The organism is Campylobacter sp. 2457A (assembly GCF_020135895.1).
GTDB lineage: Bacteria > Campylobacterota > Campylobacteria > Campylobacterales > Campylobacteraceae > Campylobacter_D > Campylobacter_D taeniopygiae.
Genome location: NZ_JACHTO010000009.1, coordinates 1 through 25,916, shown reverse-complemented (window position 1 = coordinate 25,916; position 25,916 = coordinate 1). Strand labels below are relative to the sequence as shown.

The 25,916-nt window shown below is 29.2% G+C and carries 25 protein-coding genes; 4 read left to right on the top strand and 21 right to left on the bottom strand.

Annotated features, from left to right (window positions below):
* Positions 1–46: 46 nt before the first annotated feature.
* On the bottom strand, positions 47–1,252 hold the full coding sequence (locus H2280_RS04180; RefSeq protein ID WP_137623700.1) for an ABC transporter permease: 1,206 nt from the start codon (positions 1,250–1,252) through the stop codon (positions 47–49).
* Positions 1,249–3,837 carry a preprotein translocase subunit SecA gene (gene secA / locus H2280_RS04175; protein ID WP_337215764.1) on the bottom strand — a complete coding sequence of 863 codons (2,589 nt, stop codon included), beginning with the start codon at positions 3,835–3,837 and terminating at the stop codon, positions 1,249–1,251. Before secA ends, H2280_RS04180 begins: the two co-directional genes overlap by 4 nt.
* Positions 3,838–3,929: 92 nt before the next feature.
* Between secA and lolA the strand changes: the two genes are divergently transcribed.
* Positions 3,930–4,439, top strand: coding sequence for a LolA-like outer membrane lipoprotein chaperone (gene lolA, locus H2280_RS04170; RefSeq protein WP_337195630.1), 510 nt, complete (start codon positions 3,930–3,932; stop codon positions 4,437–4,439).
* Positions 4,440–4,443: 4 nt separating this feature from the next.
* Here lolA and H2280_RS04165 read toward each other — a convergent pair whose 3' ends face one another.
* On the bottom strand, positions 4,444–5,184 hold the full coding sequence (locus tag H2280_RS04165) for a hypothetical protein (RefSeq protein ID WP_337215763.1): 741 nt from the start codon (positions 5,182–5,184) through the stop codon (positions 4,444–4,446).
* A gap of 9 nt (positions 5,185–5,193) precedes the next feature.
* Positions 5,194–6,531 (bottom strand): ATP-dependent DNA helicase, encoded by a 1,338-nt coding sequence (locus H2280_RS04160; RefSeq protein WP_337215762.1) that lies wholly within the window; start codon positions 6,529–6,531, stop codon positions 5,194–5,196.
* 48 nt (positions 6,532–6,579) lie between these two features.
* On the opposite strand from H2280_RS04160, the gene H2280_RS04155 reads away from it, so the two are divergent.
* Positions 6,580–7,911, top strand: a complete 1,332-nt coding sequence (locus tag H2280_RS04155) for an SH3 domain-containing C40 family peptidase (protein WP_337215761.1) — start codon at positions 6,580–6,582, stop codon at positions 7,909–7,911.
* Here the strand turns inward: H2280_RS04155 and H2280_RS04150 are convergent.
* The 15 genes from H2280_RS04150 to rpmH form a co-directional block, all read right to left on the bottom strand.
* Positions 7,901–8,773 carry an N-carbamoylputrescine amidohydrolase gene (locus H2280_RS04150; RefSeq protein WP_337215760.1) on the bottom strand — a complete coding sequence of 291 codons (873 nt, stop codon included), beginning with the start codon at positions 8,771–8,773 and terminating at the stop codon, positions 7,901–7,903. The genes H2280_RS04155 and H2280_RS04150 overlap by 11 nt on opposite strands.
* A complete protein-coding gene (locus H2280_RS04145) occupies positions 8,770–9,657 on the bottom strand; it encodes a cation diffusion facilitator family transporter (protein ID WP_337215759.1) in 888 nt (295 codons plus the stop codon). The genes H2280_RS04150 and H2280_RS04145 overlap by 4 nt, the downstream gene beginning before the upstream one ends.
* Positions 9,654–10,631 carry an agmatine deiminase family protein gene (locus H2280_RS04140; RefSeq protein ID WP_337215758.1) on the bottom strand — a complete coding sequence of 326 codons (978 nt, stop codon included), beginning with the start codon at positions 10,629–10,631 and terminating at the stop codon, positions 9,654–9,656. The genes H2280_RS04145 and H2280_RS04140 overlap by 4 nt, the downstream gene beginning before the upstream one ends.
* A 79-nt stretch (positions 10,632–10,710) precedes the next feature.
* The gene (locus H2280_RS04135; protein ID WP_337195624.1) at positions 10,711–11,142 is read right to left on the bottom strand and encodes an META domain-containing protein; all 432 of its coding nucleotides are present in this window, start codon (positions 11,140–11,142) and stop codon (positions 10,711–10,713) included.
* A gap of 10 nt (positions 11,143–11,152) precedes the next feature.
* Positions 11,153–12,745 carry a methyl-accepting chemotaxis protein gene (locus tag H2280_RS04130; protein ID WP_337215757.1) on the bottom strand — a complete coding sequence of 531 codons (1,593 nt, stop codon included), beginning with the start codon at positions 12,743–12,745 and terminating at the stop codon, positions 11,153–11,155.
* Positions 12,746–12,835: 90 nt separating this feature from the next.
* The gene (purH, locus tag H2280_RS04125; RefSeq protein ID WP_337215756.1) at positions 12,836–14,368 is read right to left on the bottom strand and encodes a bifunctional phosphoribosylaminoimidazolecarboxamide formyltransferase/IMP cyclohydrolase; all 1,533 of its coding nucleotides are present in this window, start codon (positions 14,366–14,368) and stop codon (positions 12,836–12,838) included.
* Between the two features lies 1 nt (position 14,369).
* On the bottom strand, positions 14,370–15,302 hold the full coding sequence (locus H2280_RS04120) for a J domain-containing protein (protein ID WP_337215755.1): 933 nt from the start codon (positions 15,300–15,302) through the stop codon (positions 14,370–14,372).
* Positions 15,299–16,072, bottom strand: coding sequence for a molecular chaperone DjiA (locus tag H2280_RS04115; RefSeq protein ID WP_337215754.1), 774 nt, complete (start codon positions 16,070–16,072; stop codon positions 15,299–15,301). Before H2280_RS04115 ends, H2280_RS04120 begins: the two co-directional genes overlap by 4 nt.
* Positions 16,069–18,255 carry a phosphoribosylformylglycinamidine synthase subunit PurL gene (gene purL / locus H2280_RS04110; RefSeq protein WP_337215753.1) on the bottom strand — a complete coding sequence of 729 codons (2,187 nt, stop codon included), beginning with the start codon at positions 18,253–18,255 and terminating at the stop codon, positions 16,069–16,071. Before purL ends, H2280_RS04115 begins: the two co-directional genes overlap by 4 nt.
* Before the next feature lie 11 nt (positions 18,256–18,266).
* Positions 18,267–19,595, bottom strand: a complete 1,329-nt coding sequence (mnmE, locus tag H2280_RS04105) for a tRNA uridine-5-carboxymethylaminomethyl(34) synthesis GTPase MnmE (protein ID WP_337195618.1) — start codon at positions 19,593–19,595, stop codon at positions 18,267–18,269.
* The gene (locus H2280_RS04100) at positions 19,588–20,403 is read right to left on the bottom strand and encodes a Jag N-terminal domain-containing protein (RefSeq protein WP_137623716.1); all 816 of its coding nucleotides are present in this window, start codon (positions 20,401–20,403) and stop codon (positions 19,588–19,590) included. The genes mnmE and H2280_RS04100 overlap by 8 nt, the downstream gene beginning before the upstream one ends.
* A gap of 15 nt (positions 20,404–20,418) precedes the next feature.
* Entirely contained in the window at positions 20,419–21,984 is a 1,566-nt protein-coding gene (gene yidC, locus H2280_RS04095) for a membrane protein insertase YidC (protein ID WP_337215752.1), read from the bottom strand.
* Complete coding sequence (gene yidD / locus H2280_RS04090) at positions 21,984–22,331, bottom strand: membrane protein insertion efficiency factor YidD (RefSeq protein WP_137623718.1); 348 nt, start codon at positions 22,329–22,331, stop codon at positions 21,984–21,986. The genes yidC and yidD overlap by 1 nt, the downstream gene beginning before the upstream one ends.
* The gene (gene rnpA, locus H2280_RS04085) at positions 22,319–22,645 is read right to left on the bottom strand and encodes a ribonuclease P protein component (protein ID WP_137623719.1); all 327 of its coding nucleotides are present in this window, start codon (positions 22,643–22,645) and stop codon (positions 22,319–22,321) included. Before rnpA ends, yidD begins: the two co-directional genes overlap by 13 nt.
* A complete protein-coding gene (gene rpmH / locus H2280_RS04080; protein WP_087723277.1) occupies positions 22,642–22,776 on the bottom strand; it encodes a 50S ribosomal protein L34 in 135 nt (44 codons plus the stop codon). Before rpmH ends, rnpA begins: the two co-directional genes overlap by 4 nt.
* Before the next feature lie 164 nt (positions 22,777–22,940).
* On the opposite strand from rpmH, the gene H2280_RS04075 reads away from it, so the two are divergent.
* Together H2280_RS04075 and H2280_RS04070 are read left to right on the top strand one after the other, a co-directional pair.
* Positions 22,941–23,552, top strand: a complete 612-nt coding sequence (locus H2280_RS04075; protein WP_337195616.1) for a uracil-DNA glycosylase family protein — start codon at positions 22,941–22,943, stop codon at positions 23,550–23,552.
* The gene (locus H2280_RS04070) at positions 23,549–24,745 is read left to right on the top strand and encodes a hypothetical protein (RefSeq protein ID WP_171000077.1); all 1,197 of its coding nucleotides are present in this window, start codon (positions 23,549–23,551) and stop codon (positions 24,743–24,745) included. Before H2280_RS04075 ends, H2280_RS04070 begins: the two co-directional genes overlap by 4 nt.
* Here the strand turns inward: H2280_RS04070 and H2280_RS04065 are convergent.
* A complete protein-coding gene (locus tag H2280_RS04065; RefSeq protein ID WP_137623720.1) occupies positions 24,737–25,111 on the bottom strand; it encodes a YbgC/FadM family acyl-CoA thioesterase in 375 nt (124 codons plus the stop codon). The two genes, H2280_RS04070 and H2280_RS04065, sit on opposite strands and share 9 nt — an antisense overlap.
* Before the next feature lie 26 nt (positions 25,112–25,137).
* Positions 25,138–25,890, bottom strand: a complete 753-nt coding sequence (locus H2280_RS04060) for a hypothetical protein (RefSeq protein ID WP_337195615.1) — start codon at positions 25,888–25,890, stop codon at positions 25,138–25,140.
* Positions 25,891–25,916 lie beyond the last annotated feature (26 nt).

Sequence of the window (25,916 nt, the reverse complement as noted above, 5' to 3'; positions counted from 1 at the left end):
AATTAAAGTTATCATAGATATCAGTTGCAACTTTAATTTATAAAAATCATTCATTCCTTAAAGTATCTAAAACATTGATTTGAGTTGCTTTTTTGGCTGGATAAAAAGACGATAAAGCGATGATAAGTAAAGCCCCTATAACCGTCAAAGTAAAATCCATAACCGACAAATCAAGCGGTAATTTACTCGTCCCATAAACATCAGCCGGTAAGGTAACGATATCGAAATTTCCTAGAAGCCACAAAGCGATAAAAGCAAGTAAAATGCCCACTATCATACCACCACCACCTATAAGCATCCCTAAGGCAAAAAAACTTTTTTTAACCTCTGCCTTGCTTGCGCCCAAAGCAAATAAAAGAGCGATTTCGCTACGACGATTCATAACAATCATTAAAAGAGAACTGACTATATTTAAACTTGCAACCAAGATAATCAGCATCAAAACTATAAAAAGTGCTCTTTTTTCAAGCTTTAAAGCTGAAAAGAAATTTTTATTTTGCTCCCACCATCCTATAACGATATAATCGTCTTTTAAATAATTTTTTATTTTTTCCACATCTTTAAAAGCATCATCACTATAAACATGTATTCCATCATAACCTTGATTTTCATTCATTCCAAGAACTTTTCTTAAGGCTTTAACATCAGTATACATATAAGCTTTATCATAAAAAGCAAGTCCGGAAGTAAAACGAGCTTTTACTTTAAAACGTTTAGTTTGCGGGATCAAAGAAAATCCGCTAGGATTAAAATTTGAAAAAATAAGTGAAATCATATCGTTTTTACGCAAGCCATACTCATCCACCAAAGCCGATCCTAAAAGGATATCAAAACCGCTTAAATTTTGATCTTTAATAGCCTTAGCAACGATTTCATTGATCTTAATTTCATCTTTAAAATTAACACCAAAAAGCACCCCGCCTTCAAAGCGATTGTCTCCTTTGGCAACAACTTGAGTGCTGATATAAGGACTAAAAAGCAATTTTGGAAATTGCTTTTTAAGTTCATTAACCAACTCATCATCAACAGGAGCATAAAATTTTGACACAATGGTAATAGGATAATTCATCACAAAAAAACGTTTTTCAAATTCCTTATCAAAACCATTCATGATGGCCATTGCCACAAGCAAAACACAAAGTCCTACGCACACTCCTAAAAATGCTAAAAGCATAGATAGATTGATAAAAGGTTGCTCTTTATCAAATCTTAAATATTTAAAAAGTAAATATTTTAAAACGCTTTTATTCAAGCTAAAATTCCTTGTTTTGGACCACTTTTTCCATGGCATTCTTTAAATTTTTTGCCACTTCCACAAGGACAAGGTGAATTTCTAGGAACTTTTTTAAATTCAGGCTCATCAAGCCCATCTTCACTTACTCCAATCTCTACAGAATTTTCAAGAATTTTTTCATTTTCTTTACTCGCTGTATTTTCTAGATCTTTAGCTTCTTCTTGAGTAAATTTAACACTAAAAAGAAGTTTTATACTATCAAATTTGATACGATTAACAAGCTCTAAAAAGAGATTGTAGCTCTCTTTTTTATATTCCACTAAAGGATCTTTTTGATTGTATCCACGAAGACCTATACCTGTTTTTAAAATATCCATTTGATACAAATGCTCTCTCCAAGCATTGTCTAAAACTTGCAAATACAAAATACGCTCGATATTGTGTAATTCTTTTTCATCTAATTTTTCCATTTTTTGATGATAAGATTTTTCTAAAATTTCACTTAATTTATCTTGCATTTCAATGGCATTGAGATTTTCAAAATCGCTTTCTTTGATTTCAGTAGAACATTCATCAAAAATTTTACTTTTCAAAGTTTCAAAATTAAACTCGGTATTATTTTCATCGATCATAAGCTCACTCATCACACTAGCACTATACTCGGCAATATTTTGAGAAATCTTAGCTTTTATATCATACTCTTCATCTAACAATTCATTGCGATAACGATAAATGGTCTTTCTTTGCTCATTAGCCACATCATCATATTCTAACAAATGCTTTCTGCTTTCAAAATGCAAACTCTCCACTTTTTTTTGTGCATTTTCAACCGCTCTTGTTACAAAAGGAGATTCTATATGCTCACCCTCTTTTATACCCAAGCGATCCATGATCCCTTTCATTCTGTCGCCACCAAAAATTCTTAATAAATTATCCTCTACACTAAGATAAAAACGGCTGATTCCAGGATCGCCTTGACGCCCCGCACGACCACGAAGTTGATTATCTATACGACGACTTTCATGCCTTTCAGTTCCTATGATATAAAGTCCTCCTAAAGCTCTAACTTCATCATCTATTTTGATATCAACCCCACGTCCTGCCATATTTGTCGCTATGGTAACAGCACCTTTTTTTCCAGCATCTTGGATAATCAAAGCCTCTTGTTCATGATTTTTAGCATTTAAAACATGGTGTGGAATTCTTTCTTTTACAAGCATTTCATGAAAAACTTCACTTCTTTCTATACTTGCTGTTCCTATAAGAACAGGTTGTCCTTTTTTGTTAGCTTGTTTAATCTCTTCAATGACAGCCTTAAATTTTTCATTTTGAGTTTTATAAATTAGATCATCTTTATCTTGTCTTTTGATAGGAATATTTGTTGGAATTGAAATAACATCCAAATTGTAAATTTGTGAAAATTCTGTCGCCTCAGTTTGTGCCGTTCCTGTCATACCTGCAAGCTTATTATACATTCTAAAATAATTTTGGAAAGTAATATCAGCTAAAGTTTGACTTTCTTCTTGAATTTTTACATTTTCTTTAGCCTCTAAAGCTTGATGAAGTCCTTCGCTAAAACGACGTCCTTCGCTTAGACGCCCTGTAAATTCATCAACGATAATAACTTCTTTATTTCTAACAACATAGTGTATATCTTTTTCAAAAAGATTGTGTGCTTTTAAAGCTTGATCAAGTTGATGTGCCAAAATAGCATTGTCAAGACTATATAAATTCTCCACTCCAAAAAGCTTTTCAGCCTTAGCAATTCCTGCTTCTGTGATCAAAATATTTCTATTTTTTTCATCCACTACAAAATCACCTTCAGGCTTAGCAGGAGGTAATACCGCTTCACCTCTTTTCATTTTTTTTGCCACTTCATTGGCTTTTATATAACCATCTAAAGTTCTATTAGTAGGCCCACTAATAATCAAAGGAGTTCTTGCTTCATCGATTAAAATACTATCTACTTCATCTACAATTACAAAATTATGCCCTCTTTGAACCTTTTCAGCCTTTGAAAATTTCATATTATCACGCAAATAATCAAAGCCAAATTCATTGTTTGTCCCATAAGTAATATCGCAATCATAAGCTTTTTTATGCTCTAAGTCATTATTTTGAGATGAAAGCACAACCCCGACACTAAAACCTAAGAAGTTATAAATCGCACTCATTTGCTCTGCATCTCTTTTAGCTAAATAATCATTCACAGTTACAACATGAACACCTTTTCCACTCATAGCATTTAAAACAACAGGCAAAGTCGCCACAAGGGTTTTTCCCTCCCCTGTTTTCATTTCTGCAATCTTACCTTCGTGCAAAACCATACCGCCGATTAATTGCACATCAAAATGACGCATATTTAAAGTTCTTTTACCTACTTCTCTTACTATGGCAAAAACATCATTTAAGATTTCATTTTCTTCTTTTTCGCCCTTAATAATTTGCTCTTTAAATTTTAAAAATTCAGCTTTAAGCTCTTCATCGCTTAAATTTTGATATTTAGGCTCAAGCATATTAATCTGTGCCACTCGTTTAAAATATTTTTTTATTTCGCGATCATTTTTTGTTCCAAATATGGCTCTTAAAGCATTTAAAAACATTTTTAAAACCTTTTGCTAAAATTTCAAGCTATCATTATAGCTATTGTTTAATTAAAGTTAGCTAGAATTAATAAAAAATTTTAAGGAAAATAATGAAAAAAATTTTTATATTTTTTTTAATTGCTGTAGTTAAAATTTGGGCTATTGATCTTGATTTTAACACCTATTCAAGCGATTTTACTCAGCTAGTTAAATCCAAAAATTCAACGCTTCGTTATAGTGGACATTTTATCATAAGCAAAGATAAAGCATTTTGGGAATATACCACACCCAATAAAAAAGAAATTTATATCAATAAAAATCGAGTTGCGATCATAGAACATGATTTAGAACAAGTGATCTTTTCAAAACTCGATAACATACCTAATCTTAATCAAATTTTTAAAAATGCTAAACAAATTTCAAAAAATAAACTTTTAGCAAAATATGAAAAGATTGATTACACTCTTATTTTAGATCAAGATAAAATTCAGTCTATTTCTTATAAAGATGAATTTGAAAATGACGTAACAATAACCTTAAGCAATCAAATCAAAAATCCTAAAATTGATCCTAAAATTTTTGAATTTAAAATTCCAAAAAATTACGACATCGTTCAATAAGAAATTATTGAACGTGGCTTAAATTATTATCTAATTTCAAATCAAAACCCATATCTGAATTTTCTTTAGAAATATTATTGCTTGCATTTTTTTCTTTAAAAATTTGTGGTGGATTTTTGATCAAATCTTGTTTGATTTTTTCCTCAAGTTCTGAAGGATTGATCTTAGGGATATTAAGAGAATCAGGACTGATCTCACCATTATCTTTTTTATCTTCATTGCCATCGCCAAAAAGTTGCCCTATTTGCTTTGCTTCAGGTATATTAGGAACGCTGATATTATTTGGAGTTTTAACCTGTGGAACTTCAGGAACGCTTAAATTTTCCAAAACTTTTTTCACTTCATCGCTTGTATTATTTTTTTTAGCTTCTGTACTCTCTAAAAATCTTTTAAATTCTTCTAAATCAAATTTTTCAACACCGCTTAAAGATAAAATATAAATATCATCGATATTTATTTTATATTTTTTCTCTATAAATTTTTTCAAAACTTTTTTAAAATTATCCTTGCCAATTTCAGTAAAGATATCCTCATAGAAAAAGCCAGAAATAACGGTATTGATAGAATCAATAAGCTTAAGTTCATTTTCTTTTAAATTTTCTCCTTCAAAATCCAAAGAAATTTCAATCTTTTTTAAAACATTAGCGCCGCTTTTAGAATACAAATCTGTTCTTAACTTAGATATTTCAAGACTTTGTGCATTTAAATTGAAACATAAAAAAATACAAAAAAATACCTTTTTCATTATTTTTCCTTAATGGCTTATATTTTCTAATTCTAGATCAAAAAACAAATGATTTTTGTAAAAATCAATCACATTAACATCAAATTTTAAAATATTTTCAAAATAATTTTCAAATTTTACACCCTTAGTGTAATAAATTTTTAAAGTATCAGGATTGATCGCTCTTGATAATGCCACATAAAGTTGTCCATTTTCAAAAATATGATCTATATCGCAAACTAATTTTTCAATACTCATGCCTTGAGATTTATGTATGGTAATAGCATAGGCTAATTTTATAGGAAATTGACTCACACTTGCTAGAGTATTGATAATTAGCTCCCCATTATTTTGCTCGATTTCCTCCATAAAAAAAACATAAGGTTCAAGCATGATATTAATCCCATTATTTTTTACGATACTGATATAAATTTTATCCTCATCATAGATAATATCTTCAATCACTCCTTGCTCTCCATTATAATAATTTTTATCCCAATTATTGATACAAAAAATAACGCGAGCTCCGATTTTAATCTTAAGTTCCTCTAAGATATTTAAACTCTTAATCCAATTTTGCAATTTATCATCTTCTAGTTCTTTATTTTCTTTTTGAATTTTAGCCTTAAAACTTACCAAAGGAGTTGTTAAACGATCGAGTTTATTTTCATTGATTTCATTAGCTTTTTTATTAATCCCACAAAGCAAAGTATAATCATCTTCTAATTTTTCTAGTTCCTTTGTATCAATGCACATTTGCTTAAATTGCTCGATGATATTCTCATTTAAAAAACCTTGTCTTATTAAAGATAAATTTTTATAAAATTCTAAATTTTGAGTTCTTTTAGGCTGCGAGAGTTTAACATTTTTAAAATTTAAGTCTTTCCAAAAAAAAGAAGAAAAAGCATAGCAAGAATTTAAAAAAAGAGTCTCTTTTTTTTCTTTAATCACAGGGGGTAATTGAAAAAAATCCCCTACGACTAAAATTTTTCCATCGAACCTTGAATTTTTGATTCTAAAACCTATCATTTCAAAAATATTAGCACTCACCATGGAAATTTCATCGATAATAATAAGATCAATTTTTTTTAAATTCTCATTTAATTTAGCAATTTTTTCTTTTTGTTTGCGATCAAAAACACTAAGCGCCATCATATCTTCACAATAACCCAAACAAAAAAAACTATGCAGGGTAACGCCGCCTATATTAAAGGCAGAAAGCGCGCTAGAACCTAAAGCAACTACAAATTTACCTTGTTTTCTATAAGATTTCATTAGATTATTGGTTAAAAAGCTCTTTCCAACCCCAGCACCACCGCTTAGAAAAACATTGTCATTGGCTAAAATTTTTTCTAGTTTATCAAGCATTATATTTCCTTAGCTTTAATTATAACGATTTTTTGTAAAAGGTTGATTATGCGATATATTTTAGTTTTTTCTCTATTGTTTTTTACAGCTTGCTCCTTTAAAAACCCTACAAATCATTTTAAAGAAAATAAAACAAATTCACATTATGCTAAATTGGAATTTGAACAAAGTGTTGATATATTGCCAAAATTTAATCAAAACATCAATTTTAACGCCAAAGATTATAAAAAAATATTTTTTAAACCTTGGCATTCTTCTTTTAAAAACTATAAAAATCAAAATTTATTTTGGGCTTTTCCTATTTATCTTAACCCAAAAAATAAATATTATTTTTTTAACAAACAAGAAATTCCTATCTCTTGGTTTGAAAAACAAATCGATAATGCTAATATAAAAAATATAGGCAAGTTAAATCAAAAAGCTTTAATCATACAAAATACCCTACTTAAAAATATCCCTACCCAAAAAGCAATACTTAAAAATCCTTTTTTAGAAAATGAAGGCTTTCCATTTGATTACGCAAATGATGCGATTTTAAATATCGCTACGCCTGTTTTAATCTCTCATTATACAAAAGATAAACGATACGCTTTTGTATTGAGTGAAACTGGAGTTGGCTTTGTAGAAAGTCAAAATTTAGAGACATTTTCCAACTCTAGATCAAAAATTTATGAGAAACTCCACTTTATAACGCCACTCAAAGAAAAAGAAGCGGTTTTTAGCGAAGATCATCATTTTTTCTTTGAGACTAGAATCGGTGCTATTTATCCGTATTATAAACAAGATAAAAAATATTTTTATGGAAAGATTGGCTCTAAAAAATATAAAATTTTAAAAAAGGATGTTGCTAAATTTCCTTTAAAACTAAATGACGCTAATTTAAAAAATCAATTAAATCAAATGCTTGGTTTGCCTTATGGTTGGGGTGGATATAATTTAGAAAGGGATTGTTCTTTATTTACTCGTGATGTATTTTCAGCTTTTGGGCTTTATTTACCAAGAAATTCAGGTGCGCAAAAAAATGCTTTTTATCATTTTGATATTAGCATGCTAAACAATAATCAAAAAAAGGATTTTTTAAATCGATTTGGAAAAGCTTATACAACCTTGCTCTACATCCCAGGACACATTATGCTTTATGCTGGAAAAATTACGGATAATAACATAGTAATACATAATATATGGGGGCTTAGAAAAGGAAAAACTCAAAGACTTATTATAGGAGAAAGCGCAATCACTTCTTTAGAGATAGGAAAAAAAGAAATTCTTGAAAAAAATTTATTACTTTCAAGACTTAAAGAGGTAAGCTTTATCAGTTTAAGTCAAAAAGAAATCGATGAGATAAATAAGTATTTAGCCAAAGATTTATCTAATCGATAAATCTTTTATTTAAATCATGAAAATATTCTATACGTCTATCCCTTAAAAATGGCCACCAACGCCTTACATTTTCACTTCTTGTTTTATCGATCTCTATAACCTTAACACATTCGTTTTCATTATCTAACAAGCAAAGCTCTTCTCCTTGAGGGCCAAAAATAAAAGAATTTCCCCAAAATCTTATTCCATCCTCTACTCCACTTGCGTCTTTTTCAAATCCAACACGATTAATCGCAGCCACAAATAAACCATTAGCAATAGCATGTCCTTTTTGAACTCCCAGCCAAGCGCCAAGTTGCTTTTGCTTTTCTTCTTCCTCATCCTTATCAAACCATCCAATAGCCGTAGGATAAATAAGAATTTCAGCCCCTTGTAAAGCCATCAATCTTGCGGCTTCAGGATACCATTGATCCCAGCAAATCAATACTCCAAGCTTACCTACACTCGTTTGAATTGGTTTAAAACCTAAATCACCTGGCGTAAAATAAAATTTTTCATAAAAGCAAGGATCATCGGGTATATGCATTTTTCGGTATTTTCCAGCTATACTGCCATCTTTTTCAAAAACAACGGCTGTATTATGATAAAGTCCCGCGCTACGTTTTTCAAACAATGAGGTTAATAAAACTATATTGTGCTTTTTAGCCACACTTGACCAAAACTCAATATCTTTTTCATAATCATTTGCATAATCAAAATAAGCAACATTTTCACTTTGGCAAAAATATTCACTTTGATGAAGTTCTCCTAAACATACAAGCTCAGCTCCCTTTTTTGCCGCCTCTTCTATAAATTCGCAAGTTTTTTGTATTGTTTGTTCTTTATTGGAATGAAATTTTTGTTGCACAAGAGCTATTTTCATTGTCTTTGCCTTTCTTGTTCTTGATCATCATAAGGATCTAGATGAATTTGTATATCCCATTTTTCATCTTTAAACATCAAACGCACATTATTTTCAATCTCATCTGAAATTTTGTGCGCATTTAAAAGCGAAATTATAGGACAAAAAACCAAATGCACACTTAAATAATTACAATTTGGTGTTCTTCTCGTTTTTAATTCATGGTAAGAAATAATCTCTGGATGCTTAGAAATTAAAGTACAAATTTGATCAACTTGTTCTTTTGGCAAGGCTTGATCCATTAAAAAAGATAAAGCTTTTTTAATGATTTTAAAAGCAGAAAAAGCCGTATAAAGGCTGATTACTATCCCAAAAATAGCATCGATAATATATAAATTTGTAAAATAAATCAGCACTAAAGCAATTAAGGTGCAAATATTGGTTAAAAAATCACTCCTATAATGTAAAGCATCACTTTCAATGATTAAACTTTTTGTTTTTTTTGCCACATAATTTAAAAAAAGAATAAGAAAAAAGGTTACAATAATGGCAAAAATCATTACAAAGATACTTGAATTTAAATCAATGATTTCTTTTTTGTAATAAATTTTTAAAATACTTTCATAAAAGATAAAAATACCCACACCTACGATAAAACCACCTTCGAGAAGACCCATTAAAGCTTCGATTTTGGAAAAGCCAAAATTATAATTTTCATTTGCCCTTTGCGCACTCTTTTTTAAAGCCAAAAAATTAAACGCAGAAATTGCAAAATCCATTAAAGAATCAATCGCACTTGAAAGCACTGCAACCGATCCACTCATTAAGCCAACTACAAATTTAACACAAGCTAAACCAAGAGCACAAACACTTGCAACGATAGTGGCTTTTTTTTGCAAACTCATCTTAAGCCCTTGAAACGATTTTGACAAGAACAATGCAAAGAGCCATTTTGACGCACAAATACTCTCGCATCTATGCCTACAATCTTTCGATCAGGCAAAGCCTTAGAAAGCCTTTCGATTACAATATTATCATTATCATCTTTATACAATGGAACGATTAAAGCGTTATTGACAAAAACAAAGTTTGCATAAGTAGCACCCATTCTACGATTATCATAAAAAAAAGGCTTAGGCAATGGTAATGGTAATAAATTAAATCCTGTTTTTTCAAGCTCTTCTTGCATTTTCTTTAAAGGTAAAAAATGTTCATCTTTTCCATCTTCACAAACACAATGTGCTATCGTATTTTTATTGATAAATCGAGCCAAAATATCCACATGAGAATCCGTATCATCTCCTTTAATAAAACCATTTTCTAACCAAATAATATGTTTTAATCCAAAAATTTCTTTTAATTTTTTATCGATTTGGGTTTTATCAAGATGAGAATTTCTATTTGCATTTAAAAGACAATTTGTCGTCGTAAGCATAGTGCCATCACCATTAAAATCAATACTTCCACCCTCTAAGACCATATCGATTTTTTCAAGTTTTTCTTTAAATTTTATATTAAAAAGTTTAGAATTTACAGCATTGTCTAATTCGCTTTGAAATTTATTTCCCCAAGCATTAAAAGTAAAATCAAGAGCTTGCAAACGATCATTCTTTAAAATATCTATAGGACCAAAATCCCTTATCCACGTATCGTTTGTATCACATTTAAAAAATTCAACGTTTTTTATATCCTTAAAAGGGATAAAATCTTGATCTTGCGGAGCAATCAATAAAACTTTTTGAAATTGACTCACTACTCTTACAAATTCTTGATAGCTTTTTAAAATTTCATCCAAATAAGGCTTCCAATCCGTTTTTTCATGTGGTAAAGAAAGGATTAAATATTCTTGCTCACTCCATTCTGGAATTGATTTTATCATTATATACCCTTATTGATTAAAAAATTTAATTGTGTTTTTGAAATAAATTTAAGAAAGTAGCCCAAAAAAGGGCTAAAAATTATTTAAAAAAGATTTTCATTTTGCCGTTATTTAAAACGAGTTTGCCATTTTCATTTGAAATTTTAAAAGTTCCATTGAAATTAGAAAGAAAAGAATTTTCAAAATTCATAACATCCATAGGATGGCAAAGCATTTGAGTTGATGCAGCACGATCTCCGTTGATTTTTATAGCATCGCCATTATTAGTGTATGATCCAAAAAAGCGATTGCAACCTGCATAACCGTAAAATTTATCTTTATCAAAGCTAATATTTGGAGTTTCTTCAGCATTCTTAGGATCAAATGTTTTTCCATCAACAACTATTTTTTCTATTTTTAATTGCTGATTTTGCACTAATTTATTTTGAGTGTTAGCATCAGAAGACACTGAAGTACTTGCACAACCAGCAAAACAAGCAGCTGCTAAAGTCATTTGTAAAGTTTTTTTCATCTTTTATCCTTTAAATTTGAAATTGCTTTAATTCATTATCAAGATTATGACATACTATTTTTAACTCATCAGCAACTTGAAGTAAAATTTTTGAAATTTCTTCATTTTTTTCACTCGCCTCAACATTTTCTTCCATTCTCATTAATAAATCTTGTATATTTTCTTGACTTACTTTTATTTTTTGGCTGCATTGATGCACAAGATTTTTCGCATCTTGATTGCAAAATTTAACCTCATTTGCACTATTAGCTAATAAATTAGTATCTTCATTTAAAGAATAAATTTTTTGAGAATTATCCTTAAGCTCATTAGCCACTTTTTCTATGCTGATTAATAATTCTTTTGTGATAACCGCGACACTATTTAAAAATTCTTCGCTGTTATTCGCAAGCAATCTTATATCTTCAGCAATAACAGAAAATCCTTTGCCATAAACCCCAGCTCTTGCAGATTCTATACTCGCATTTAAAGATAAAAGATTTGTTTTATCAGAAATTTCATTCATCATCTGGGTGGCTTTTTGTATATTTTTTGCTTGTTCAACCATATCTGAAATTTTCTTAGCCAAACTGTTTTCACTTTCAGCAAGATCTGTAACTTTTTGTGCCACTGAAAATAACGACTTAAGCATTTGTTCTAATAACTCATAAGATTTATCATTTGCAGTATTTGCATCACTTGATAAATTAGCCAATTCTCTTAAATCAGAACCTATATTATTTCCAAGATGAAAACTTGAATCAATTTTTTTGTGATTTAATTCCGTAATTTCATTTAAAGAAGTTGCATTTGAATTTAAAAGAACACTTTGATGTTCCACATTTTTAGAACTCAAACTCGCTTCACTTACAGCTTTATGAGTTTTTTCGATAAATTGATTGATATATCCACAAGCAGTTGCGATTTCATCATGCCCTTTAATACGGATTCGTGCTTTTAAATTTCCACTGCCTTGAGCTAACTCTCTAGCATGATTTAAAAGTTCCAAAACAGGACGTCCTACAACGATCTTTAGTATAAAAAGCACAACAGCTAAAGTGAGTATTAAAGCAATTGTAAAAATCACTATATAGGTTTGGCTTGTTTTTGAGATATCTTTTTCTACACTTTCTAAAGAATGATATACATCCATAACCCCTATCACACTGCCTTCTTTTACATTTGCATGACAGGCTATACATGTTTTATTTGCAACCAAAGGACGAATAAGCCTTAAATGATCTATTCCATTAATATTTTGCTCTAAGGAAACCAAACTAGGATTAGAAAATTGATTTAAAATAATATTTTCATTAGAAATCAAAGGCTTCTTAATATCAAAAAGTTCTATTGTTTCTTTTGATGGATAAATTTTTATATCGCTAATCCCTTCAATACTCTTAGCATCATTAATTGCTTCTTTTATTTTATCTGGATCACCCAAATTCATAGCCATTCTCATGGTTTGAAAAATTAAATTACTGACCGTATTAAGATTTTCTTTACTGATTTGATTGGCTGTATTTTTAAAATCAAAACTAACGATAATTTGCATTATCACAAAACTAAACAATAAAACAATAAAAATTGCCGAAGAAACTTTAAATCCAATGGTTTTAAACATTTTAAATTGCTTTCATAAATAAAATACTATAAACCATTGTACTTAAAATTATTTAAACTAAATTAAATAATATTTTAATTTTCAATAAATTTAATGTAAAAAATGTCTCACTCCGGTAAAATAAAGAGCCATAGCGTATTCATCCGCAGCTTTTATCACTTCATCATCCCTTATACTTCCACCAGGTTCAACTATAGCTTTAACCCCAACTTTACTTGCTTCATCTATGCTATCTCTAAATGGAAAGAAAGCTTCACTTGCCAAAACACAACCTTGTAAATCAAGTCCCATTTCATTAGCCTTAGCAATGGCTGCTTTTGCTGCATCAATTCTGCTCGTCATTCCCATACCTATAGCCACCATAGCTCCATTTTTAACATAAACAACATTATTTGATTTTGTAAATGCAGCAATTTTCATGGCAATTTCTAAATCTTGAAGTTCTTCCCTACTTGCTTCTCTTTTTGAAACAAGCTTGGCATTTTTAAGTTCATCATTGCCTACTTCATCGCTATTTTGATACACAAATCCACCATCGATATGTTTAAAATCATACGCATCAAAACTACGCACTAAATAAGGATTTTCTTGAGTGAAAATTTTAATACGTTTTTTACCCTCAAATACTTCCAAAGCCTCTTTACTTACATTCGCAGCGATTATCACTTCAACATAAATTTCATTTATTTTTTCAGCCAAAGTTTTATCAAGTGTTCCATTGATCGCAACCACTCCACCATAAGCACTTACATTATCACATTTTAATGCGCTAATATAGCTTTGCAAAAGATTTTCTTTGATTGCAAAACCGCAAGGATTTCCATGTTTTACTATTGTAACTGCTGGAGAATCGCCAAAACTACTGGCTAAATTTAAAGCCGCATTGATATCAGTAAGATTGTTAAAACTAGCTTCACCTTTAAGGGCTTTGAAATTGGTACTAAAGAAAGAATCAAACTCATATAAAGCACCTTTTTGATGAGGATTTTCCCCATATTTAGTATCAAAAACCTTTTGTCCTACTATAAATTTACTTGATCCAAAACCCCCATTAAAACGTTCATTCATATAGTTTGCTATATAAGAGTCATAATTTGCCGTATGTTCATAAGCTTTTATCATTAAATTTAAACGGAATTTTTCATCATTTTTTCCACTTTTTAAAGCCTCAATCACCTCTTCATAATCAAGCGGATTACAAATCACCATCACATCTTTATAATTTTTTGCCGCAGATCTGATCATCGCAGGTCCGCCTATATCGATATTTTCTATGATTTCATCAAAATCATCACTCATAATAGTAGTCTTTTTAAAAGGATACAAATTCACACATACCAAATCAATACCTAAAATTCCATTTTCTTTGGCTTGTTTAACATGATTTTCATCATTTCTTTTATGTAAAATTCCCCCATGAATTTTAGGATGCAAGGTTTTTACTCGCCCTTCAAAAAGCTCAGGACTTTTTGTAAAATCACTCACTTCTACAACTTTTATCCCATTTTCTTTTAAAATTTTAAAAGTTCCACCCGTTGAAAGAAGCTCAAAACCTAAATTTTCAAGCTCTTTAGCAAATTCTACTATACCTTCTTTATCGCTAACACTAAGTAATGCTCTCATTTTACTCCTTTAAATATTTTTGTAATCTGTCATAATTCTTTTGCAATTCTACAAATTGATTATGTGCCTCTTTTTTCCTATGTAATGGTACGAGATCGGGGTGAAGTTGCCTTGCTAATTCTTTATAATGTTTTTTTAAATTTTCTTTATTTAATGTTTCTTGTGTTAAATCAAAGATTTTTAATAGCATATCAAGTTCGCTTTGTTCAAAATTATTTATTTGCTCTTGACTAGAAAAATCTTTATCTTGTTCTTTTTTATACCGTTTGCTTTGATTTAGTTTTTTATAAGCTTTAATATAAAGCAAACTTTCTGTTTTCTTAAATAAAAAGATTACTCCCAAACTAATAATATTAACAGCGACACAAATTCCAAAAATATTAAAAATATAATTATAATTTATTCTTCTTATATTGATAATTTCTTTATAATATCCACTAAATTGATGTGCAATTAAATTGATAGTATCAAAATAAAAAAATACAATAAGTAAAATAGTTAGAAGTGTCACCCATATTAAAGACAGAAAAAATTTAGCATTCCAAGATAAATATTTAAAGACTATTGTACTACATTTTATAGGATAATATATAAAAGCTTTTGAGAAATAATATGGTGCAAATACAAAAGCAGCCAAAGAACGACCGAGAATTTGCCAAATATTATCGATTAATTTAGACAAAATTGCTTCAGCAATAAAAATGATGGCGCTACCAACAAGAGTAATCAGCCAAGCACTTATAAAAAAAACTAAAATAGCTGCAATTAGACTCTTTTTATCAAAACCTAAAAAATATAAAATTTCGCCTAAAACACCTCTAAGATGATACGCTTCTTGTGCGGCAATTAATCCACCAACAATACAATAAACAAAAACACAAATACGCATTATAGTGACAATTATACCCAAAGCCATATACAAAAGCATTTTCATTTATTTTCCAAATACTTTTTAATTTTTTCATAAGCTTCGTTTATTTTTTGGAATTTTTCTACCCCTTTTTTAATTTCTTCTTCGCTAACATTGTTTGCATTTAAAATATCAGGATGGTATCTTTTCGCTAAATTTCGGTATTGTTTTTTTACAGCACTGATATCAGCATTTTTTGGTAATTCTAAAATTTCAAAAGCCTCATCTAGACTTATTTGTTGTTTAGAAGTATTTAAATTTGAAAAATTATTGATAAAATTCTCTAACTCATTCTGACTTATATCAAAAGCCTGTGCAATTTGTCCTAAAATTTCTTTCTTTTTAGGGCTAAATTCTGCATCAATAAAAGCCATAAAAACAAGCACTCTAAGCACATTAAAACGCTCACTTTTTGGCAAAGGAACTTCTCTTAAAAAATCTTTTGCAACCTCAAAAGCATCATTTAAATTTTCTTTGTGCTCATTAAAACTTGCTTTTAAAAATTCTCTTTCTCGCCTATCTTTTGCATTTGCATCTAAAATTTGGGTGATCATATCAGCTTCATCTTGACTGATTCTGCCGTCACTTTTTGCAATTTTTGCCAAAAGTGCAATCACATAATAATTCATCCGTCTTTTAATTTCATCCATTCTCTCTTCAACTACTCCACGCATAAAACCTTTTGCAAAACCTTTAACACCGCGTGCAGTAGAATTAAAAAAATCTTGTTTTTCCCAAGTTTTATAATACCAATAAAAAACCAAGATAACTAAAATGATTAAAATTAAACTCATTGAATTTGCTCTTTAAAACTTTCAAAATAAAGATTTTCAAGCTCTTTTTTACTTAAATTAATTTCATCGAGTCTAAAACAATCCTCATCGGTACTTACGCCTAATTTGTGAGCTTTTATCTTAAACTCTTGAATTAATTGTAAAAATTGCTCTTCACATGTTTCATCAACGCCTACTATAACACGACTAAAGCTTTCATCAAAAATCATTTTTTTATCGCTAAAACCACTTTTTAAAATCGCACCTTTTTTAGAAATAGCACACATTTTTGCCAAAGTTATAGCAATACCGCCAACTCCTACACTATTTGCACATTCAAGCAAGGATTCTTGATTTGCTTTATAAAGAAAATCCCAAAGCATTAATTCTGCTTTATAATCTATATTTTTAAGATTTCCTGCTACTTTTTTATCTTGAATTTTCATCACTAAAGAACCGGCAAAATGACCTAAAGTTTCTCCTAGAAGATAGATTCTAATTCCAGCCTTATCAAAATTTGCTTTTAAAACGCGATTAGAATTTTCTAAAACGCCAACATTTACAATCGTAGGACTTGGATAAATACTCACCCCTTCTGTTTCATTATATAAAGAGACATTACCGCTAACCACTGGAGTATTTAATTCTTTACAAGCTTCCTTAATGCCTTCACATCCTTGTGCAAATTGCCACATCACTTCAGGATTTTGCGGATTTCCATAATTTAAACAATCGCTAATCGCTAAAGGCTTAGCTCCCGTACAAGCTACTTTTCTTCCAGCACTTGCCACAGCAGCACTTGCGCCTACTTTTGGATCAATATAATTTAAACGAGAATTGCATTCTATAGCCATTGCTATTGCTGCATTGTTTTCTTTTACGCGTATAACGCTCGCACCTAATTTTCCATCGGCTTTAATTGTATTGGTTTGTACGCTTGAATCAAATTGATCATAAACAAAAGCTTTATCATTAACATTTTCATTTTTTATCATCTGAATAAATAAATCTTGTATATCATTTTTTAATTCAAATTGATAATCTTTAATGCTATCTAGATATTTTGGCTTACTTATTGGACGATCTAAAATAGGTGCTTTTTCACTTAAAGGCTCAATAGGTATCATTCCTACAAGCTCATTATTCCAAAAAAGCTCCATATTTCCCGTATCTGTCACTTCACCAATCACAACAGCATCTAAATCCCATTTTTTAAAAATTTCTATAACTTGATTTTCGCAACCTTTTTTTGCACAAATAAGCATTCTTTCTTGAGATTCACTAAGCATCAATTCATAAGGCGTCATACCACTTTCACGCATAGGAGTTTTTTCAAGATAAAGCTTCATTCCACTTCCGCTTCGTCCTGCCATTTCAAAAGAACTTGAAGTAAGTCCAGCGGCTCCCATATCTTGAATTCCTACAATCAAATCACTTTTAAAAAGCTCTAAACACGCCTCCATTAAAAGTTTTTCACTGAAAGGATCTCCTATTTGTACTGTTGGTCTTAAGCTTTTATTTTGCTCATTAAAGCTATCACTAGCCATAACAGCACCACCAAGCCCATCTCTACCCGTTTTTGATCCTACATAAATTACAGGATTTCCTACCCCTTCAGCTTTAGCATAAAAAATATCTTCTTTTTTGCAAATCCCTAATGCAAATGCATTGACTAAAATATTTCCATTAAAACATTCATCAAAAGAACATTCTCCACCTATGGTTGGAACACCCATACAATTTCCATAATGAGAAATTCCACTTACAACACCTTTTACAAGATATTTTTGATGATTTCCATATTTTTCATCATAAATATTTCCAAATTTTAAAGAATTAAGTCCAGCAACAACTCTTGCACCCATAGTAAAAACATCGCGTAAAATTCCACCTACTCCAGTTGCTGCCCCCGCAAAAGGTTCAATAAAGCTAGGATGATTATGACTTTCAACCTTAAAAACCGCTGCCATATCTTGACCTATATCAATTACCCCTGCATTTTCACCAGGACCTTGAATTACCCAAGGCGCTTTGGTTGGAAAACCATTAAGGTATTTTTTACTTGATTTATAAGAGCAATGCTCACTCCACATAGCAGAAATAACGCCTAATTCAAGTAAATTAGGTTCTCGTCCAAGAATTTCTAAAATTTGATCATATTCTTCATCGCTGATTTTATGTGCTTTTATAATTTCTTTATCCATTTTATTACCTTTCATTTTCCTAAACAAAAATTACTAAACATTTCATCTAAAATTTCATCTCTTTCAAAATCTTTAGTAAATTTAGAAAGTTCGCCTATTGCCAAATTTAATTCAAATGCAAAAAGCTCTAGAGAATTTTCTTTTAAAAGATCTTTTGCTCTTGATATAGCCTCACTTGCAATTTTGCAAGAATTAATTAACTCCAAAGAACTTACCATAGTATCTTCAGCATCAAAAGAATTGAGATATTTTTCCAATTCCTCTTTAAGCAAATTAATATCATTTTGGGCGCTAAGTTTTATAAAATCTATATTTTGACTATTTTCAAAAACCTCACACAAATCAGTTTTGTTTAAAATCCAAAATACCTTTTTATCGCTATCTTGCAATAAATTATAAATTTCTAAATCTTCTTTATCTTCTTTTCTAGAAGAATCAAAAACAGCCAAAATGATATCCGCATCTTTTAAACTTTTTTTACTTAACTCTACACCTATTTGTTCTATTTTATCTTTACTTTCTCTAATGCCTGCTGTATCGATAATGCGAAGCAAATAAGAACCTAATTTAAAATTTTCCTCTATGGTATCACGAGTTGTCCCTGCTATATCTGAAACTATGGCTCTTTTATAAGAAAGTAAAGCATTTAAAAGAGAAGATTTTCCAACATTTGGTTTGCCTACTATAGCTATTTTAAAACCTTCTATAAGTCCTTTTTTGCTTTGAGAAATCGTATAAATTTCTCTTAAAATTTTAGCATTATCTTGACACATAAGGCTAATTTGCTCTAATAAATCAGGTGGCAAATCATCATCAGCATAATCAATACTTGTTTCTACAAAAGCCAAAGTTTTAACCAAATCGGTGCGAATTTTTTCTAAAAGGTCTCCTAAATCACCTCGCATATTTCTTGCGATAACTTTAGCTGCAAGAGCAGATTTTGAAACGATTAAATCTTGTATATTTAAAGCCTTTAAAGGAGTCATTTTTCCATTTAAACATGCTCTTTTGCTAAATTCTCCAGCTTGAGCTAATCTAGCTCCTAAATTTACAAGCTCATCAAGCAAAATCTCACTCACGCTAAAACCACCGTGAATTTGAAATTCCACTATATCTTCACCTGTAAAACTAAAAGGCGCTTTAAAATATATAATTATAGCCTCATCTAAAAATTCATCTTTGTGATTATAAAGCTTGGTAAAAGTAGCATAACGCGGAATTAATTCTTTTTTTTTGCTTATTTTTGATGCAATTTCTAAAGCTCTTTCACCGCTTAATCTTACAATAGAAATCGAACCTATTCCGTGCGCTGTTGCAATTGCTACTATAGTATCATTCATCTTTTTTTAAAAAATCATTTATAACTATAAATCTTTGATTATTATTTTGCTTAATACCCACATACTTATGCGGAAATTCACTTCTTAGTCTTTCTAAAGCAATCTTAATTAAAACACCATCCAATGGCTTTGTTTGACCACTTCCATAAAGTCTAATTTTTTCAACAACGCTTTGAAGATAACCTTGCATACCTTGAATTTGATCCTCTAAAAAATGAGATATTTCAAGACGCACTAAAAGATTATATCTCGCATTAATCCAGCTATGTAAAAGATAAGAAATAGCTTTATAGCGATGAGCTTCTTTTCCTATAAGCAAAGCAGCATCTTCGCCATCTAAATGGATAAAGACGCTTTCTTCATTATACATTTTTAATTCTTTTAAGGCAATATCAAAACAAGTGGAATTAAGCAATTTTTCAAGCTGAATCTTAATTTCATCTAAAATATTTTGGATATTTCTAGTGTCTTTGCTTTCGCGATGAAAACTATCAAAAATCTTATCGTTTTTAACGATATAATTTTCTTTAGGTTTTATGTTTTCTATTGTAATGCTTTCTTTATTTTCTTCTATTTTTTCACAAAAATTTTTTTCATGGATTTTATTTGTTTGGAAATTCTTTTTTGTGTTTTTCTTAAATTGTTTTTTTTTGCTTTCAACCTCGATAATAATATTTTTACAACCAAAACCCAAAAAACCTTTTTTTGGGAGTTGTGTAATAGTATATTCTAGATCAACAACAGAACAATCTAAACTTTTAGAAGCTTCAATCAATGCTTCTTCAAGATCTTTAGCTTCAACTCTCATTTTTTGCACTCCATTTTATTTTTTATGATGTTCTTTAGCAAAAATTTTATTAATAATCAGTTGCTGAATAAAAGAACAAAGATTGTTAATAAACCAATAAAGAGTAAGTCCTGCAGGGAAAGTCACAAAAAAGAAAGTAAATACCACAGGTAAAAATTTCATAATCTTAGCCTGCATAGGATCTTGAATTGTCATCGGTGTAACAAGTTGTTGTACAAACATTGTTGCTCCCATTAAAATCGGAAGAACAAAATAAGGATCCATAATCGATAAGTCATGTATCCAAAATATCCAAGGTGCAGCTTTTAACTCAATAGCATTTAATAACACGCGATAAATTGCAAAGAAAATTGGAATTTGTAAAAGTATAGGCAAACATCCACTCATAGGATTTGCACCGTGTTTTTTATAAAGTTCCATCATATGAACATTCATTTTTTGAGGATCGCCCTTATAACGCTCTCTTAGCTCTTTCATTTTTGGAGCTAAATCTTTTAATTTATTCATAGAAATCATAGATTTGTAGGTTAAAGGGAATAAAATAAGACGGATGATTAGCACCATTACAACTATAGACCAACCCCAATTTCCTATGTGATTGTGCAAGAAATTTAAAAATACAAACATAGGCTTTGCAATAAAAGTAAACCAGCCGTATTCAACTACAGCTTCAAGACGAGGATCTATACTTCTTAATATTGCATGCTCTTTTGATCCTATATAACCCCCCGCTTCAAATTTATTATCACTAGAGGCAAAAACTAAAGGATTTTCATGAGTATCTTTTCCTATGGTTACACTTAAAGGTTTTTCAAAATTGTAAAAAAATGTAGCATAATATCTATCAAAAGCCGATGTCATCCAGATATTTTGCATATTCTCTTCTTTATCCACTTTTCCATCTTCAAAAGTATGGATGGTTTCTTTATCATCCATAGCTAATGCTCCATGCACTGTGTAAGTATCAACCGCTATATCAGGGCGAGAACCTGGGCTTATAAAATAATGGCTATTTTTATTAAGACTAACTTCAATTTTATAATTTCCCAAAGGATAAAAAGTGATATTTTTTTCAACAATCAAACCAGAAGAAAGTTTTTGAGTAAGTTTTATAGCTTTACTACCATTTTCATCCACAAAAAGCTCTTTACAATCTGTACTATAAGGAGTTTTAAAAGCCTCAGCATTTATAGTTTCATCACTAAAACGCATCTCCAAAGGATAAGGAAAGCTATTTTTAGGAATCAAATTGATAAATTCGCCATTTTCATTTTGATATTTTTTATCTTTAAGATAAAAACTTGCAATTCTACCCAAAGCATCAATTTTAGCCTCAAAATGATCGCTTTTAATATCAGCTATAATCTGATTTTGTAAAGCATTCTCTTGAATTTCTACAGGTTGAGCGTTATGTTTTGGTGCGCTAAATTGTGAATTAGTTTCAACTTTTGTGATATTTTGATTTAATTTAGGAGGATTTTTTGGTATAAAAAAATAATCATACACAATAAAAAATAAAAAAGAAAGCACTACGGCTAAAAGTATGCGTTTTTGTTGAAAAAAATTATTTGTATTATTCACTAGCTTATCCTTTTAAATATAATTTTGACAAAATAAAAAGTTCTATCATTATAGGGTATATAAAAATAGCAAAGTTTTTTTTGAGATAAAAAAATTGGTTTAAAACAAAAATTGTAAGGAGTTATTTTTTTTCTAATTTTTGGATAATCAAACCCACCTTTAAAAAAAGGATTACATCTTAAAATTCTCATAAGAGTGAAATAAAAAGCTGAAAAAAAATCTTTTTTTTGGAATTGCCAATAAGCATATTCTGAACAAGAAGGATAAAATCTACATACAGAAGGCTTAAGTGGGCTTAAAAATTTTTGATAAATCATTAACAATTTTAAACACGCTATTTTAAACATTGTAGCTTCTTTAAACCCCATTTTAAGCTTCTCTCTAATTTAGAAAAAGAAAATTGAGTGATTTCATTTTTCGCAACAAAAATATATTTTCCATTATAAATTTCTGTTTCAATTTGAGAAAACAAAGCTCTTAAGATACGCTTGGAGCGATTTCTAATCACTGCTTTTCCAACTTTTTTACTTGCAACAACTGCCATTTTTTGCTCATCGCATTTGAGATAAAAAATAATAATGCCATCACAATACCATTTTTTTCCCAATTTATATACAGCTGAAAATTCTTCATTTTTGCTGATTTTTTCAAAAAATTTCACACAGCGAGTCTTTTTCTACCTTTAGCACGTCTTGCATTGATCACTTTGCGACCATTTTTACTTTTCATTCTAACACGAAATCCGTGAGTACGTTTTCTTGGAGTACCATGTGGTTGATAAGTTCTTTTCATTTTAAATTTTCCTTAATTTTATTTTTGAAAATAAAGAATAAAAGCGAATTTTACCTTAATCTTACTTATAAATTGCTTTTATAGTTAAGATTAATTTTTTTTTGCTAAATTTTTAAAAAAATCAGTATTTTTAATTTTATAGATAATTTTTAAGTTTGCAGTCAATGATAAGAAGTTTATATTATTTAAAAGCTATGGGATATAATTTTACAGACAATAAGCCTCATAAGATTTTATCAAAAATAAAAAATTTTGAAGACTTAAGATCAAATGTACAAAAATGCAATCTATGTCATTTTTCAAAATTCCGTCGTTTTACGCTAATGGAAAATCAATTAAAACCAGTTAATTTAATGATTTTAGATACTTTTGGACAAAAGATTGAAAATGAAAATGGTTGCATTCTAGAATCAAAAAAAGGTAAAACATTGCAAAGTTATATTTATAATATCTTAGGGCTTAAAAAAGAGCAATTTTATTTTTCATATCTTTTTAAATGTTTTTCTAATGGAAAATTTGATGATTTTTCGCTACAATCTTGCTTACCATTTTTTTGGAATGAAGTAGAATTACTTCAACCTAAATTCATCCTTTGCTTGGGAGAATATGCTTTTAATAGCTTGGGTTTTTCCGATTTTAATGCTTTAAGAGGAGAAATTTTTACTCATAAAGATTTCTTTTTTATGGCTAGTTTTGAACTTGAATTTATAGAAAAAAATCCAAGTTATGAAAAAAAATTTATAGAAGATCTAAAAAAAATTAAAGGATTTTTATGAAAAAAATATTATTAATTTTGGGATTATGTTTTTGCTTTCTTGTAGCTAGAGAACAACGATTAGTAGATATACCGCCTTCTGAGAATTTTTATCCCAATCTAAGCACTCAAGAATGTGGGATAAACTGTCTTTTTGACCTATTAGAATCTAGACTTTACCTTAGTTTTTTAAGTGAATTTAGCGATCAAAAAGATCAATTTTTATCCAATGTTTATGCAAAACTTTTAAATTCTATTACAGATTTTGATCAAGCTGTACAAAAAATTACAGCAGTTAAATTGGCCATTATTATTCCTGAAAAAACAATTAAAAGCTATTCTAACACTATTGTAAATTCTAGCATTGCCTATCTTTTAAGACAAAGAGCAGATATTAAAGTTAAAGTATTTTTAATAGGCACAGAAGATGAAAACAAAATACACCAAACTCTTGATCAAATAGAAGCTCAAGGTTATCAATATGTTATTGCGGCTTTTACTCTAAAGGGTGCTTACGCTCTTAAAGATTATTCTAAGAATATGAAGATATTTATCCCAACTCTTCATAAAAATTTTGCCTCTAATTTAAATCAAAATATAATTTTTGGTAGCATAGATTATGATGCTCAAATTATGGCTCTTTTACAAAAAGCTAACTCCAATATAGCAATTTTTGGAGATAATTCTATTTTATCAGATAACCTAAATACACGTATATTACTCAATAGTAAAAATCAAAATGCAAGAATTTATAAAATTGATGGAGAAAAACTTGATTTTTATAAATTACTAAGATCTCAAGGAAGTTTAAATCAAGCTTCTATTTTTTTTAATACACCTTTAGTAAAAACAGCGCTTACAAGCTCTCAATTACGTGTTTATAATATACATCCTTATATATTATTATCCACTCAAATAAACTATAATCCTGCATTTTTAAATCTTACTCAAGAAGCTGATAGAAAAAATTTTATTATTGCAAATTCTATTAATAATCATGACGATAATTTATCTTATTTGAATGAAATTTTTAACCAAAATATAGATTACAATTGGGTAGCTTACGCAACAAGCATAGGAACTGATTATTTTTATACCAATTTTTTAAATCAAGAAAGCAAAAGTATTTTTGATGAAAAAATTGAAGACTCGCAGGTTTTATACAAAGTCCATCTGATGCAAAGCGTCAAATCAAATTTTGAAGAATTAAAATAATTCTTCAAAAAGTTTTTTAATTTCTGGTTCCATTCTGGCAGGTTTTTCTTTTTTTATATAAGCAAGAGTTCCATTTAATTTAAAAATCCTATCTTTATCCTTGTAAATTTCTTGCAAAATTTCCACAGAAGCATTTTTAATTTCTAAAATTTTTGTTTCAACTTCTATTATATCTCCAAGTTTAGCAGGTTTTATAAAATTACAATTTGCTTTTGTAAGCAAAAAATGGCCATTAGTAGCATCAAATATCAAAGCTTTTTTAGAAAATAAAACTTCACTTCTAGCTCTTTCGCAAAATTTTAAATAATTGCTATGATAGACCACTCCGCCAGCATCCGTATCTTCGTAATAAACTCTTATCTTCATCCTAGTCCTTTTTTATATCTAAGTTTTTATTTTACCCTTAAATTTATCAAGAAAGGTGAAAAAGTAAATTTCTTATTCAAATATAAAGCCTTAATATTATTTTGCGCTAAAGCTTCTAAAATCTCTATAAGTTCAAACTTATTTAAAACTTTAAAATCATTGAGAAGTTTTAAATAAAGATCTAAACTCATTCTAGAATCTAAGTCTGTATTGACTTGAAGTTCTCTAAGATTTTTCTTACTTATATAAAAACGTTGATCCTTAAAATAAAAATAAGATTCCAAATTCTTATCTTTTAGTAAAAAATTATAAAAACTCATAAGACTTTCTTTATTGTTTAAATCTAAAAAATTAAGATAAAAATTCTTTTCTTCTAAAGCCAATTTTAAATCATTTAAAGTATGAAAAGTATTAAAACTTTCATCGTTTTTTAAAGCATAAACGATATTTTTATGTTCTTGTTTTTGAGTGATGGTGTATTGTAATAAAGGATTTTTATAATGTGTATCGCTATTGATTAAAACATTAATATAAAAAGCATCTTGAGTCTTTTTAATTAATTGAAGTAAAGACATAAGCACAGAAGGGATATAAAAAGAATTGATATCTAAATTTAGATACTTATTGTAAGTATTTACATAAGTTAATTCTTGATTAAAAACTAAAGGCTGTTCTTTTAAATTAAAAAGCATTGTTCCGCCTAATCCTACCAAACCTAGATTTTTTAAATTTTCTAAAGCTTTTCTTTTTTCTAAATCAATTTGAAGTATTTTTTGCATTGTTTTTCCTTTCTTTAAATATATTC